Genomic DNA, 14,506 nt, shown 5'->3' on the forward strand with positions numbered 1-14,506 from the left:
CCCGTACGCCCCTTGTTGAGAAGCGCCAGCCCTTGCCCTAACCATAAATCGAGAGAAAGGGAGTTCTTGAGATGAGTGACAACCCCGCCTTCGGGTTCGATACCCTGCAAATCCACGCCGGTGCCGCACCAGACCCGGCCACGGGTGCACGCCAGACACCCATTTACCAGACCACGGCCTACGTGTTCCGCGATGCGGATCATGCCGCGGCGCTCTTCAACCTCCAGGAGGTAGGCTACATCTATTCCCGCCTGACCAATCCGACGGTTGCCGTGCTTCAGGAACGCATGGCGGCGCTGGAAGGGGGGGCCGGGGCAGTCTGCTGTTCCTCCGGGCATGCGGCACAGATTATGGCGCTTTTCCCGCTGATGGGACCGGGGCGCAACATCGTCGCCTCGACCCGGCTTTATGGGGGCACGATTACCCAGTTCAGCCAAACGATCAAACGCTTCGGCTGGTCGGCGAAATTCATCGATTTCGACGACCCCGATGCAATCAAGGCAGCCATCGACGATGACACACGCGCGATCTTCTGCGAATCGGTTGCCAACCCGGGCGGTTACATCACCGATCTGGATGCCATTGCCGCCATCGCCAACGACGCCGGACTGCCCCTGATCGTGGACAATACCTCGGCCACGCCCTACCTCTGCCGCCCGATCGAACATGGCGCGACACTGGTTGTCCATTCGATGACCAAATACCTCACCGGCAACGGGACGGTAATGGGGGGCGTCATCGTGGATTCGGGCAAATTCGACTGGTCCGCCAGTGACAAGTTCCCCGCCCTCTCACAACCCGAGCCGGCCTATCACGGGCTGAGCTTTCACAAGACCTTCGGGCCGATGGCATTTACTTTCCATGGCATCGCCATCGGCCTGCGCGACCTTGGCATGACGCTGAACCCCCAGGCGGCTCACTACACATTGATGGGGATCGAAACGCTCAGCCTGCGCATGTCCCGCCATGTCGAGAACGCCACCAAGGTCGCCAAGTGGCTCGAAACCCACCCGGCGGTGGACAAGGTCACCTATGCGGGGCTCGAAAACTCTCCCTACCGGGAGCGCATGTCACGCATCTGCCCCAAAGGCGCGGGCAGCCTGTTCACCTTTGCGCTGAAAGGCGGCTATGACGCCTGCGTGAAATTCGTCGACGCGGTGAAGCTTTTCAGCCATGTCGCAAATCTCGGCGATACACGCTCCCTGGTGATACACTCCGCCTCCACCACCCATCGACAGCTGAGCCCGGATCAGCAAGAGGCCGCCGGGGCCGCTCCGAACGTGGTACGGGTTTCGATCGGGACAGAGGATCCCAACGATCTGATCGCGGATCTCGAACAGGCGCTGACCGCGGCGTCGGCCTGATCCATGCCGCCGCCGGGTCATCCCCGGCGGCGGTTCAGTTCGGGATGCGCAGACGAACAGTGCGCCCGCCCTTGACGTATTGGATCTCTGACGAGGAAATCGCCGCGACCCGGCCCCCGTCTACCCGGTCGCCAACACCCACTTTCTTGTAGCGCCCGTTGGGCAGACGCAGCAGCGCCCGCCGGTTTGCCGCCGGTCCATACACCCCGATCAGGTTCAGTTGCCGCAAGTTGATGCGGTTTGCATCGGTTGCTTCCTGTGAAACAGATTTGTTCGTAGGCACTGCGGGCACAACGGCCACCGCCCGCGGAACCGCCGGAGCGGCCTTGAGCGGAAGGCGTTCTGGCCGCGCCCGCGGGCGTAGCGACGCGGACAAGGCCGGCACCGACACAGACGGCAATGTTTCGACAGCCTCGGCAGCTGCTGCGCCGGGGACCATATCCGGGATCGCTCCGGTACGGCTTTGCACCGGGCGCGGGCGGGGCCTCAGGCCGGCCGGACCCGCCACCTGAACGGGGACCGCATCGGACGGGGGAGACACCTGCGCATCTCCGCTCCTGTCGGCAAGATCATCACGCTCCGGGCGCGGCTTTGGGGTCAGAGCAGGGCTGTCCGGCGCGGGTGCATCCGCCCCCCTTTCAGCGGCCTCTTTCAGGGCTTCGCCCGGACGGACGGGGCGGGCCCGCGGACGACGGAAACCGCCATCAGACTGCGCGATTGCCACGACCTGCGGCGCCGGGCGCAGCCCTGACGCGGCATGCTGCGGCCAAGAGGAAGCAGCCACCGCTTCTGCGGCAATTCCCGGTCTCCGGGCCGCACGCAGGTCTGCGATGGGCAGCACCGGAATCAGATCATCCTGCGCCGGCGACGCAGACCGGATCTGATCCACGGGCACAGACAATTCCACGCTTGCCTTCACGACGGGGAAAAAGCCAGGCAGGTCCGGAGTGTCGGCCCCCGCCAAGGCGCGGGGGGCGGGTTCCCCGGACTCGACCGCGCCCCTGTCGTCCTGCGCCTGTTCCTGTGCGGGAGGTTCCGAATCCTCTTGGGATCCATGCCCGATCAGCGCCACGACAAGCCCGAACAGCAGCAAGGCAAGCACCAGTATCCCGGCTCCGGTCAGGTCGATCTCCTCCTCGAGATCCTGCACCTTGTCACTGCGCCAAAGCTGCCTGACACGGGTGATCCCTGTGGAAAACGTTTCCGGCAATGAACGTTTCCGCTGCATCCGTTCCTCACCCTGCCTGTGCTCCGAAGCCTGCTTTGGCATAGCCGCCTCCGCCGCCCCGGCCAAGTCCGTTTGCGAAGGGGGCAGGTGGGACGGGACAGGGCGATCGCTTTCGGGAAAAAGCGGGCGCCCCACCGCGCAAAGCCCGAACCACGGCGTACCGGGAAACCCGGCACGATCCGAAGCCCCGACAAAGCACGCGGGCAAGACCCCATGCTGGCGGGCAAAGTTTTCCGCCTTTTCCAGATCCTTTTTACAAACGGCCACCACCGCCGTTCCCTCACCCGTGCCACGGTGATCCGTTACGACATCTTCCACCGGAACCGGGAGACGCCCATCCAGCGCGCTCAGGACGGCTTCTTTCTGTGCGGGCAGGCTGCCAGATACGGGCGGCAGGGTTTCGCGGAACAGACATTCCTCGGGTAAAACCAGGCGCGTCAAGCCAGGGCTTTGCACCTGCGCAAGAAATTCGCGCATCCGCTCCGAGGTGGTGGGATCGTCGACCGGGATTCGCCCCAGGCACGCCCACTCCTCCGCCTGCCAATGCCAGACGGCGACATCCTCCGGCGTGAATACCAAGGCAAGATCAGACCGCATGACCCCAGTCTACTGCAAAGATGCTGGCTCCGCCGGGGCGAAGCCTCTAGGCTGCAAACTACAGCAGTTTTTTGCCGAAAGCACCCTTGGAACCGAGGTCCGTCATGCGACTTGTCTCCCTTTTTGTTCTGTTTTTTCTGATTTCCCCAATGGCATGGGCTGAAAATGCCCGGCTGACGGTCTCTGCCAGTGCCTCGGTGGAAACCGCGCCCGACATCGCGCGGGTGACATTGGGCACCATCCATCGTGCCGGGAACGCCGCCGATGCGATGGCGAAGGTCTCTGCCGACGCGGAGGCGATCATTGCGCAGCTCACCGGGGCGGGCGTGGACTCTGCGGATGTACAGACCGGCTCCCTGACCTTGGGCCCGGCCTGGGATCATCGTGAAACGCCCCCCCGCCAGACAGGATTCGAGGCAGGCACCACCCTGATCCTGAGCGTGCGGGACCTGCCCCGGCTGGGGGCATTGCTCGATACGCTGATAGATTCGGGGGCAAACCGACTGGACGGGGTGCAATTCGACATCGCCGATCCTGCCCCGCTTCTGGATACGGCCCGACGCAACGCGGTGGTCAAGGCGCGTCACAAGGCGGAAGTCCTCGCCGAGGCCGCGGGCCAGCGCCTCGGCCCGCTGATTTCGATCACCGAAACCCGCCACGCTCTTCCCCGTCCGGTCATGATGGATGCAGCCCGCGGGTCTTCGATCCCCATCGCTCCGGGCGAAATCAGCCTGTCGGCGGAGGTCACCCTTGTCTATGCGCTACAACCGGACATGTGACGGGACCCTTTGCAGGTTTCCCTGCATGTCGCATTGGAGAGAGCTTCAGGTCTTTCTAGTCTCAAAGGCAACCAGGCCCGCCCGGCCCACAGATCCGAGAGGACTCGATGGAGAGTTTCCTGCTACAGGCCACGATCTACCTTGGTGCGGCAGTAATCGCCGTACCGCTTGCCGCACGGCTGGGCCTGGGGTCGGTGCTGGGATATCTGGTGGCCGGTATCGTGATCGGCCCGATGCTGGGGCTGGTCGGCAACGAGATGGCCGACCTTCAGCATTTCGCCGAGTTCGGTGTCGTGATGATGCTGTTTCTCATCGGGCTGGAACTGGAACCCCGCGCATTGTGGGACATGCGCCATCGGTTGCTGGGGCTGGGAGGGTTGCAGATCGTCCTGACCACCGGCGCGGTGATGGGCGGGGGCGTGCTGCTGGACCTGCCGCCCCTGACCGCACTGGCCGTGGGCATGACGCTGGCGCTGTCTTCGACCGCCATCGTTCTTCAAACCCTTTCCGAAAAGGGGCTGATGCACACCGGCGGCGGGCGGGCGACCTTTTCCGTGCTTCTGACGCAGGATATTGCCGTTATCCCGATGCTGGCAATCCTGCCGCTTTTGGCGGTCTCTGGGGGGGCTTTCCACACAGGGGATACCCATGAGTCGGGATTGACCTCGCTGGTGGACGGGCTGCCCGCCGTCGGCGTGACGCTGGTCACGCTGACGGCCGTGGCATCGGTCGTGGCAGCGGGACACTACCTGACCCGGCCACTGTTTCGCTTCATTCACGCCACGCGACTGCGCGAAATGTATACCGCCGTCGCGCTGCTGATCGTGGTCGGGATCGCCATCGTGATGATCATGGTGGGCCTGTCGCCCGCACTTGGCACATTCCTGGCAGGGGTGGTTCTGGCCAACTCCGAATTTCGGCATGAATTGGAAAGCGATATCCAGCCGTTCAAAGGCATGCTGTTAGGCCTGTTCTTCATCACCGTCGGCGCCGGCATCAACTTCGGCGTCTTCCTGTCCGACCCGGTACGGCTTATGGGGCTGACGCTGGCACTGATCGTCATCAAGGGAATTTTGCTGTTCGTTCTGGGCACCGTCTTCCGCCTGCGCGGGCGGGACCGATGGCTGTTCACCCTGGGCCTGGCCCAGGCGGGAGAATTCGGATTCGTCCTTGTCAGCTTCGGTTCCCAGCAGGGTGTGATGGACAGTACCCTGTCACAACAGCTTTTGCTGGTCATCGCGCTCTCGATGCTGATCACGCCACTGCTTTTCATCCTCTACGAAGTGCTTTCGAAACGAATCGTCAGCGGCAGCGGCGAGACCCGCGAACCCGACATGATCGACGAACAGAACGCGATCATCATTGCCGGGATCGGACGCTTCGGGCAGGTCGTAAACCGGATGCTGCAAGTTGCAGGCTTTCGTGCCACGGTCCTCGACCACGATCTTGCCACCATCGAACTGATGCGGAAATTCGGGTTCAAGGCATTCTTCGGCGACCCCACCCGCCCCGAACTTCTGCACGCGGCGGGTCTTGGCAGCGCGAAGGTGCTGGTCGCCGCTTTGGGCAGCAAGGAGGCCACGACCCATCTCGTGACCTATGCCCGGCGCGAGCGCCCGGACCTGCACATCGTGGCGCGCGCCCATGACCGGGTTCACGTCTATGAACTGTATCGCGCGGGGGCCAACGACATTGTCCGTGAAATGTTTGACAGCAGCCTGCGCGCCGCCCGCTACGTTCTGGAAAACATGGGGCTGAGCGAGTTCGAAGCGAACGAGACCGAAACCGCCTATTATCACCATGATCGCAAGACACTGCGCGAGCTGGCCGATCTGTGGAACCCGGACCTGCCACTGGAAAAGAACGATGCCTATGTCCGGCGGGCGCAGGAACTGAACACCGAACTTGAAACCGCGCTCGTCAGCAGCCGCTCGGAACAACACCAAAGCGGGGATGAATCCTCGGCCAATAGAGATCCGGGATAAAAAAGACCGCGGCGTGCGTCGCCGCGGCCTTCGGATCACGGGGAAGAAAGGTCAGGCCGCGCGGGAAATCAGAACCTCGCCGACCTGCTTCTGCGCACCGGCCTCGTCCACGCCGCTGACGGCAGCGACTTCCCGGGTCAGCCGCTCCAGCGCCGCCTCATAAAGCTGGCGCTCGGAGTAGCTTTGCTCACGCTGATCGTCGGTGCGATGCAGGTCGCGCACGACCTCGGCAATCGAAATCAAGTCGCCGGAGTTGATCTTCTGCTCATATTCCTGCGCCCTGCGCGACCACATTGCGCGTTTGACCTTGGCCTTCCCCTTGAGCGTCTCCATCGCTTTCGAAACGACATCCGGCGAAGACAAGGACCGCATGCCCACTTCCGTCGCCTTGTTGGTCGGGACACGCAGGGTCATCTTGTCTTTCTCGAAAGAGATCACGAAAAGTTCCAGAGGGATACCGGCGATCTCCTGTTCCTCTATCGAAACGATCTTGCCAACACCATGGGCGGGATACACAACGTAATCATCCGGGCGAAACTCGGCTTTCTTGATTTTGGTCATCTAGTCTTCCTCGCAAAGACCCTTCAGAATTCTGCGACACTCCCCGCGTCCGGAAAGGGGCACCTCCGGCGAACACAGAAGATTCTGGCGCGAAAAAACCACAACGCAGGTACGTAATCTGCGCGTGGCATCGGTATGGGTCGGCCATATACGAAGAAAATATAACAGATTTTTTCCCGAAGTGGAAGAACCCCTGCACGAAAGCGCGCTCAACATATTGACCGCTTTGGGAAAAACGATCCGCGCCGCTCCCGCGGAACGTCACGGCAAGGCGAATCAGGTTCAGCCACCCTCGCCCGGCGCCTCGGAAAAATACTTGTCCCGTTTTCCGGTTTCTCCGTCACGATCCTGCGCTTCGGGCAACGGATCCTTGCGGGTCACGATAACCGGCCAGATCTCGGCATATTTGCGGTTGAACTCCACCCAGGCATCCATATCCGGCTCCGTATCGGGGCGGATGGCATCTGCGGGGCATTCGGGTTCGCACACGCCGCAGTCGATACACTCATCGGGGTGAATGACCAGCATGTTCTCGCCCTCATAGAAGCAATCGACCGGGCAGACCTCGACGCAGTCGGTGTATTTGCAGGCAATACAGTTGTCGGTGACGACATAGGTCATGTGCAGACTCTCTCTTCTCGGATTGCAGGTGTTGCTAGAACAGCCGGGCCGATCATTCAAGCCGGGCTTTTCCGGTTTGCTCCATCCTGCGTCGATCTTTCTTTGTCGGGCGCCCTCCTCCATCGTAGCGCGGCACGGAAGGCGATGTCTCTTGAGCCGTGGTCAGATCTTCGTAAAGCATCCTGGCCTCGGGGGACGGACCACGCCGCTCCCCCAAGGCCAAAACGCGTACGACACGTATCACCCGACCTTGGGGAAAGGTCAACGTATCCCCCACCCCCACACGATGTGCGGGCTTGTCCGTTCTGACGGAATTGACGCGCATGTGACCCCGGGAAACGGCCTTGGCCGACAGGCTGCGGCTCTTGAAAAAACGAGCCTGCCACAGCCATTTGTCCAACCGCACCCGGACGTCCAAGCCTTACCCTTTTTTACGCAACCCCATCAGGGCCGCAGCAAAAGGATTATCCGGGTCGATCGGCTTTTCCCGGCGCGGAGGGCGTGCCTCGAAGGTCTTGGCCTTGTCCCGCGAAGGAGGTCTTTTCCCCTGCGGCTTGGGTTTGCCCTTGCGGCCCTTGCCGTCATCGCGCGGACGCTGGCCTCCTCCCCGGCGACGGGGCGCCCAGGTGAAGGTATAGAAGACCTCGTCCTGCACTTCGGCCGGGTCGGCGACTTCGGCGGGCACGGCCGTCTCGGTCGCGGCCTCCGCCGGCGTTTCGCCGGGCACGGACGGCAAGGGCGTTTGGGTCTCCGTTTCGCCCGCCACGTCTCCGGCGGGGGGATCCGGCACGACGCACGGCTTGGGGCGCTCCCCCCGCTCGGCCTTGTAGCCAAGCCCCTGCATCAGGTCGGCGAACTGTTCCAGTGTCATGCCGGTGATCGACAGCATGTCGGGCTTAGCCTCAAACCCAGCCCGGCTGTCTTCCGCACGCAGCAGATCGGCCAGGCGTTCCAGCATGTCGATACGGATAGCCCGCGCGCCCGCTTCACGATACCCGGACAAGGTCACGCATCCCTCGGGCACCCCTTCGATCATGGGAATGGTCACAAGACCCGCCGGTGGCGCTTCGGGAAATTCCTGGAGATCTTTTGAAAGCGACCAGAGCACCAGCCGCAGCCGGGTCGGCGCCGGTTTAAGCAAAAGCGGCATGAAAACCGTGAACTGCCCAAAGCGGATACCATGCTTGCGCAGGGCGCCACGGGCATCCTGGTCCAGCTCCTTTACCTCGGCGGCGACGCGATCGCGCGGAATGATCCCGAAATTTTCCACCATGCGGAAGGCAAAGCCGCGGGCGAGGCCGGTCAGAGTCTCGTCCTTCTGAAGACCGACAAGCGGCTCAAACAGGGTCGCGACACGGCGATCCATGAAGTGCTGCAACCGGCGCTGTACCTTTTCGGCCACGTCCGCCCCGGCCTCTTCATCAACGAAGGCCTTGACAACGGGCCGAAGCGGATCCGCCCCGGCAGTCAGTTTGCCAACGGCATTCTCGCCCCACATGAGGCCACCCTGCTCGGTGAAATCCAGTTCCGTGTCGGGGGCGTTGTAGAACCTGTCCGCGCGCAGGTGAAACTCCGGCGCAAGCGCGGCGATACTGGCCTGTCGCAGGGTCTTGGCCTCCTCGGCGCCGGCGCTGGCATCCTGGCGGAAGCGGAACCCCTCCAGACGGCCGACGAATTGTCCTTCGACCGTCACTTCACCCTTGTCGTTCACCTCGGCCACAAGGCCCTCCTTCTGTTTCAACCTGCGCAACAGAACCGAAGTGCGCCGGTCAACAAATCGTTTTGTCAGCGCCGCGTGCAACGCATCGGACAAGCGGTCTTCTACCGCGCGGGTCTCGCCGCGCCAATGAGATTCATCGCCAACCCAACCCGTGCGCTGTGCGACATATGTCCAGGTCCGGATATAGGCCAAACGTTTCGACAGTATGTCAATGTCGCCATCTGTCCGGTCGATCCGGTGCACCTGCCGGGCCAGCCAGTCGTCGGGCACCTGGCCCGGCCCGCTGAGAAAGCCGAAGATCCGCGCCAAAAGCCCCGCGTGCTCTGCCGCGGAAACCCCGCGGAAATCCGGGATTCGACAAACATCCCAAAGCATTTGCACCGCACGCGGCCCCGTCACGCATGCGCGGATCTCCGCCATCGCGGCAAGAGATTTGAGTGCGGTCAGGTCATCGGCTTCACGCACGCGGGTCAGCCATTCGCCCTCCGCCGGTGCCTCCAGCGTGGCAATCAGCCGCTCAGGGCTGGCAAAATCCAGCCGCGCATTCCGCCATTGCAGCCGACTCAGGGGGGCGAAGCGATGGGTCATGATGGCCTCCGCCAGGCTGTCCTCCATCGGCGGGGCCGCGCCGGTGACACCAAAGCTGCCCGGCGCGGTATGTCGTCCGGCACGACCGGCAATCTGCCCTATCTCATGCGGAAACAGGGGGCGCATGCGGCGACCGTCGAATTTGGTCAGCGACGAGAACGCGACATGCCGGATATCGAGGTTCAGCCCCATCCCGATGGCATCGGTGGCGACGAGGTAATCGACATCCCCGTTCTGGTACAATGCCACTTGCGCATTCCGCGTCCGCGGGCTCAGCGCGCCCATCACAACCGCACAGCCACCCTTTTGCCGGCGGATGAGTTCCGCCATGGCGTAGACGCCATCGCCCGAAAACCCCACGACAGCCGAGCGTGCCGGCATCCGGCTGATTTTCTTCGACCCGCCATAGACGAGTTCCGAGAATCTTTCCCGCCGCACGAACACCACACCCGGAACCAGCGCGGCGATGGCCGCGCGCATGGTATCGGCACCTAGAAACAAGGTCTCGTGCCGGCCGCGGGCATTGAGAAGCCTGTCGGTAAAGACATGGCCGCGCTCCGGATCGCCGCAAAGCTGAATCTCATCCACGGCCAGAAAATCCGCCCCTGTGCCGACAGGCATCGCCTCAACGGTGCAAACCCAGTACTGCGTACGGGGCGGCACGATGCGTTCCTCTCCGGTCACCAGCGCCACCACCGATGGCCCGCGCAGGCGGACGATCTTGTCATAAACCTCCCGCGCCAGCAGCCGCAGTGGCAAACCGATCACACCGGTACGACAGGCCAGCATCCGGTCGATCGCGTAATGGGTCTTGCCGGTGTTGGTCGGCCCCAGGACCGCGGCGATCCGCCCGTTCCGTTGCATTTCCGCCCCTCGCCCGCGTCCTCAAAGCGGCAGGCCGGAAAGCTCTCTTTCCAGCCGCGCCACGGCGGCTTCTAGATCAGGATCGTGGGGATGTATAGCACGCGCGGCGCGAAACACCTCCAGCGCACGGGCGGTCTGGCCCGTTTCCTCCAGAATCGCCGCAAGCCCGGACAGCGCCCCGAAATGCCGGGGGTTGAGCGTCAGGCTTCGGTGCAGGTCGGCCATCGCCGGGCCGTAATACCCGGCCCGATACCAGGCCAGCGCACGGGCGTTGAAACCCTCGGCGAAATCCGGGGCATGGTCTGTCAGGGCGCTCAAATGCGCCAGCGCGGCCTGGGTGTCGCCCGCTTCCAGCGCGCTTCGGCCCCGGGTCAGCAACAGATCCATCGCCGGGGACCCGGACGCCCTCCAGCGGTCGCGAATCCGGGCCTCGACCTGCCGCCAGTTGGGAAGGTCCGGACGGGCGAGTTCCTCCATCAGTTCTTCAAGCGGAACCGCACCCGCCGGTCCGCCCAGCCCCGACGCCAGCACTGCCGCAAGGGCACGATTGAGATGACTCGCCCAAATCCTCATAACACACGTATAGTAACCCGGAATCGGGCAAAGTCTAAACCCCAGGAAGGAGCGCCCATGAGCGAGGTAATCGAGAAGGCCGTCGAGGCCCTGAACGCAAAGATGGAAGGTGGGTTCGACGGTCTCGCCAAGTTCGTCATCAGCGGCGAAGGCGCCGTGATCATTGATGAAAACGGGGCCCGTGCAGCGACCGGGGACGACCCGGCCGATGTGACCCTGACCGCCGACACGGACACGTTCCGCGGCATGCTGGACGGCGACGTGAACCCGACTTCGGCCTTCATGACCGGCAAGCTCTCGGTCGATGGCGACATGGGGCTGGCAATGAAGCTGGGCGCGGCGCTGGGATGAATGGAGCCCGCGCCGCTTCATAGCCTGGCCAACGGCCCCGAAAGCGGCGCGGCCTTCTGGTTGCGGGCCCAAGACGACGTACGCCTGCGCATGGCGTACTGGCCCGGCGGCGCAAAAGGTACGGTACTGCTGTTTCCCGGCCGCACCGAATATATTGAAAAATACGGACCCGCCGCGCTGGAGCTTGGCGCGCGCGGGTTTTCCACCGTCACCCTCGACTGGCGCGGGCAGGGTCTGGCGGACCGATTGTTGCCGAACGGGACGGTCGGCCATGTCGAGAGCTTTGCAGATTATCAGCGCGACGTCACCGCCCTGATGGACGCGGTGGCGGATCTCGGCATCGGCCAGCCCCTGTTTCTGCTGGCCCACTCGATGGGCGGGGCGATCGGGCTGCGGGCCCTCACGACCGGGCTGCCTGTTCGGGCCGCGACCTTCAGCGCGCCGATGTGGGACATCCGCTTCCCACCCTTCCTGTGGCCAGTCGCATGGGGGTTGAGCGCAGGCAGCCGGGCGCTGGGACTTGGCGCACGCTTTGCGCCCGGCACGGCGGGGGAAAGCTATGTCACGGACATTGCCTTCGATGACAACGCCCTCACCAACGACCCGGATATGTATGCGTGGCTGCGCAGCCATATCCGCGACTGCCCGGAGCTGGCCCTGGCCGGGCCCAGCCTCGGCTGGCTGCACGAGGCCCTGCGCGAGGGGCGGGCGCTGTCCCGCCTGCCCTCTCCAGGTCTGCCCGCGCTGACGTTTCTTGGCGGCGCGGAAACCATTGTCAGCCCTGGCGCAATCCGCAACCGCATGCGCCGCTGGCCCGGCGGGCGGCTCCATTTCCTGCCCGGCGTCAAGCACGAGCCGATGATGGACACGCCCGCCACCCGTGCGACGGTGTTCGACGAAACGGCCGCCCTGTTCGGCGCCCAGACCTGACCCCGGAACACGCCTTGCGGCGCTGCCGCCCTGCCCCATATTTGTGGGGAACAGTAAAAAGAGGTTTCCCATGCGTTTCACCCCCCCGATGCCCGTCTTCGATGCCAACGCCGGTTCCGGGGGGCTGGGCGATTTGCCCGAATGGGATCTGAGCGATCTTTACACCGCCCCCGATGCCCCCGAACTGACCCGCGACATGGCATGGCTGGAAACCGCCTGCGCCAGCTTCGCAGCCGATTACGAGGGCAAGCTGAAAACCCTCGACGCGGCGGCAATGCTGGACTGCGTGCATCGCTACGAACGGATCGACGTGGTTGCCGGGCGCATCATGTCCTTCGCGGGGCTGCGCTACTACCAGAACACCACCGACGCCGGGCGCGCCAAGTTCCTCTCCGACTGCCAGGACAAGATTACCGCCCATACCACGCCGCTGGTGTTCTTCAGTCTCGAAATCAACCGCCTGCCCGACGATCACTTGACCGCGCTGTTCACCGCCAGCACGGAGCTGGCGCGTTACAGACCGGTCTTCGAGCGCATGCGCGCCATGCGCCCCTATCAGCTTTCGGACGAACTGGAGAAATTCCTGCACGATCAATCGGTCGTCGGCGCCTCGGCGTGGAACAAGCTGTTCGACGAAACCATCGCGGGGCTGAGTTTCGATGTGCACGGGGAGGATCTGAACCTCGAAGGCACGCTGAACCTGCTGACCGACCATGACCGCGCGCATCGGGAAACCGCCGCCCGTGAACTGGCCCGCGTCTTCGGTGAAAACGTCAAGACCTTCGCCCGCGTTCACAACACGCTGGCCAAGGAGAAGGAAATCGAAGACCGCTGGCGTGGCATGCCAACCCCGCAAACGAGCCGCCATCTGTCCAACCACGTGGAGCCCGAAGTCGTCGAAGCCCTGCGCAACGCCGTGGTCGCCGCCTATCCCCGCCTGTCCCACCGCTACTACGCGCTGAAAGCCCGCTGGCTGGGGCTGGACAAACTGGAAATCTGGGATCGCAACGCCCCCCTGCCCATCGAACCCGCGAAAACCGTGGATTGGGATGGCGCGAAACAGACCGTTCTGGAGGCTTATGCCGGGTTTTCCCCCCGAATGGCCGAAATTGCCGCACCATTCTTCGACAAGGGCTGGATCGATGCCGCTGTAAAGCCCGGCAAAGCCCCTGGCGCCTTCGCCCACCCCACGGTCACCGAAGTACACCCCTACGTGATGCTCAACTACCTGGGCAAGCCGCGGGACGTGATGACCCTGGCCCATGAACTGGGCCATGGTGTACACCAGGTTCTGGCCGCCGGTCAGGGGGAACTGCTTTCCTCCACGCCGCTGACGCTGGCTGAAACCGCCAGCGTATTCGGCGAGATGCTGACCTTCCGAAAGCTGCTGGACGGTGCACGCACCCCGCAGGAGCGCAAGACCCTGCTGGCCGGCAAGGTGGAGGACATGATCAACACCGTCGTTCGACAGATCGCCTTTTACGACTTCGAGTGTAAACTGCACGAGGCCCGGCGCGGCGGAGAACTCACCCCCGAGAACATCAACGCCCTGTGGATGAGCGTGCAGGCCGAAAGCCTTGGCCCGGTCTTCAACTTCATGGACGGGTACGAAACATTCTGGGCCTACATTCCGCACTTCGTGCACTCACCCTTCTACGTTTATGCTTATGCTTTCGGCGATGGGTTGGTGAACGCGCTTTACGCCGTTTACCGGGAACAGGGCGAAGGTTTTCAGGACAAGTATTTCGAGATGCTCCGGGCGGGGGGATCAAAGCACCACAAGGCGCTTCTGGAACCCTTCGGCCTTGATGCCAGCGACCCGGCCTTCTGGGACAAGGGGCTGGGCATGATTGCCTCGATGATAGACGAGCTTGAAGCCCTGGAAAGCTGAAACAGGCCTGCTGCCCCGCAAGGGGCAGCAGCGCGGTCCTGCTATTTCCACTCACTCCAGGGGAAAGGCTTTTCCTCACCGGAGACGGCCTGGAAACGGGCATTCATGGCCATCCAGTTCCCAAGTTTTTCGCCGAAATCGGCGATGTTCTCGTTGTGCTTGCGCGTAAACAGCATCCACGCGAACTGCAACACGGCCGTAATGACCAGCAGCGTCTGGGCCACGGAGAACAGGATCAACAGGACAAGCATCCAAAGCCCCCGGAACCAGACTGCCTTGCGCGGGTCCCGGCCCTCGGCAGACTGGGGTTGCGGAGTGGGTTGAGATTGGTCGTTGGTTACGTCGGACATCTTGCACCTCTCTGGCAAAGCCGGACATTCCGGCCTGGCTATGCTACCTCAGATGGAAGTCGGAGCGCACGGATACAACCCTTCGGGTCCATGTGTCACGCCTG

The 14,506-nt window shown here is 63.3% G+C and carries 13 protein-coding genes; 6 read left to right on the forward strand and 7 right to left on the reverse strand.

The features are described from left to right. Window positions 1-71 precede the first annotated feature (71 nt). Window positions 72-1,364 carry an O-acetylhomoserine aminocarboxypropyltransferase/cysteine synthase family protein gene (locus C8N32_RS09270; RefSeq protein ID WP_107892712.1) on the forward strand — a complete coding sequence of 431 codons (1,293 nt, stop codon included), beginning with the start codon at window positions 72-74 and terminating at the stop codon, window positions 1,362-1,364. A gap of 34 nt (window positions 1,365-1,398) precedes the next feature. On the opposite strand, the gene C8N32_RS09275 is transcribed toward C8N32_RS09270, so the two are convergent. After that, the gene (locus tag C8N32_RS09275; protein ID WP_107892713.1) at window positions 1,399-3,189 is read right to left on the reverse strand and encodes a hypothetical protein; all 1,791 of its coding nucleotides are present in this window, start codon (window positions 3,187-3,189) and stop codon (window positions 1,399-1,401) included. Window positions 3,190-3,293: 104 nt separating this feature from the next. Between C8N32_RS09275 and C8N32_RS09280 the strand changes: the two genes are divergently transcribed. Together C8N32_RS09280 and C8N32_RS09285 are read left to right on the forward strand one after the other, a co-directional pair. Next, window positions 3,294-3,968 carry an SIMPL domain-containing protein gene (locus C8N32_RS09280; protein ID WP_107892714.1) on the forward strand — a complete coding sequence of 225 codons (675 nt, stop codon included), beginning with the start codon at window positions 3,294-3,296 and terminating at the stop codon, window positions 3,966-3,968. Window positions 3,969-4,075: 107 nt separating this feature from the next. Next, window positions 4,076-5,953, forward strand: a complete 1,878-nt coding sequence (locus C8N32_RS09285; RefSeq protein ID WP_107892715.1) for a cation:proton antiporter domain-containing protein — start codon at window positions 4,076-4,078, stop codon at window positions 5,951-5,953. A gap of 51 nt (window positions 5,954-6,004) precedes the next feature. On the opposite strand, the gene C8N32_RS09290 is transcribed toward C8N32_RS09285, so the two are convergent. The 5 genes from C8N32_RS09290 to C8N32_RS09310 all read right to left on the reverse strand — a co-directional run bounded on the left by C8N32_RS09290 (window position 6,005) and on the right by C8N32_RS09310 (window position 10,880). Further along, on the reverse strand, window positions 6,005-6,514 hold the full coding sequence (locus C8N32_RS09290) for a CarD family transcriptional regulator (RefSeq protein ID WP_107892716.1): 510 nt from the start codon (window positions 6,512-6,514) through the stop codon (window positions 6,005-6,007). A gap of 282 nt (window positions 6,515-6,796) precedes the next feature. Next, window positions 6,797-7,135, reverse strand: a complete 339-nt coding sequence (gene fdxA / locus C8N32_RS09295) for a ferredoxin FdxA (protein ID WP_107892717.1) — start codon at window positions 7,133-7,135, stop codon at window positions 6,797-6,799. Window positions 7,136-7,187: 52 nt separating this feature from the next. Further along, window positions 7,188-7,541, reverse strand: a complete 354-nt coding sequence (locus C8N32_RS09300; RefSeq protein WP_107892809.1) for an RNA-binding S4 domain-containing protein — start codon at window positions 7,539-7,541, stop codon at window positions 7,188-7,190. A gap of 15 nt (window positions 7,542-7,556) precedes the next feature. Then, window positions 7,557-10,307 carry a helicase-related protein gene (locus C8N32_RS09305; protein ID WP_107892718.1) on the reverse strand — a complete coding sequence of 917 codons (2,751 nt, stop codon included), beginning with the start codon at window positions 10,305-10,307 and terminating at the stop codon, window positions 7,557-7,559. 21 nt (window positions 10,308-10,328) lie between these two features. Then, a complete protein-coding gene (locus tag C8N32_RS09310) occupies window positions 10,329-10,880 on the reverse strand; it encodes a tetratricopeptide repeat protein (RefSeq protein WP_242509589.1) in 552 nt (183 codons plus the stop codon). Between the two features lie 57 nt (window positions 10,881-10,937). Here C8N32_RS09310 and C8N32_RS09315 point away from each other — a divergent pair, with 57 nt between their 5' ends. From C8N32_RS09315 to C8N32_RS09325, 3 genes are all read left to right on the forward strand, one after another. Beyond that, window positions 10,938-11,231, forward strand: coding sequence for an SCP2 sterol-binding domain-containing protein (locus C8N32_RS09315; protein WP_107892719.1), 294 nt, complete (start codon window positions 10,938-10,940; stop codon window positions 11,229-11,231). Further along, window positions 11,232-12,161, forward strand: a complete 930-nt coding sequence (locus C8N32_RS09320) for an alpha/beta fold hydrolase (RefSeq protein ID WP_107892720.1) — start codon at window positions 11,232-11,234, stop codon at window positions 12,159-12,161. 70 nt (window positions 12,162-12,231) lie between these two features. Continuing rightward, window positions 12,232-14,052: a M3 family oligoendopeptidase gene (locus C8N32_RS09325; RefSeq protein WP_107892721.1), complete on the forward strand. Its 1,821-nt coding sequence runs from the start codon at window positions 12,232-12,234 to the stop codon at window positions 14,050-14,052. A gap of 41 nt (window positions 14,053-14,093) precedes the next feature. On the opposite strand, the gene C8N32_RS09330 is transcribed toward C8N32_RS09325, so the two are convergent. After that, a complete protein-coding gene (locus C8N32_RS09330; RefSeq protein WP_107892722.1) occupies window positions 14,094-14,402 on the reverse strand; it encodes a DUF4389 domain-containing protein in 309 nt (102 codons plus the stop codon). Window positions 14,403-14,506: the final 104 nt, after the last annotated feature.

Origin of the sequence: Rhodovulum imhoffii, assembly GCF_003046545.1 — a bacterium.
Classification (GTDB): Bacteria; Pseudomonadota; Alphaproteobacteria; order Rhodobacterales; family Rhodobacteraceae; genus Rhodovulum; species Rhodovulum imhoffii.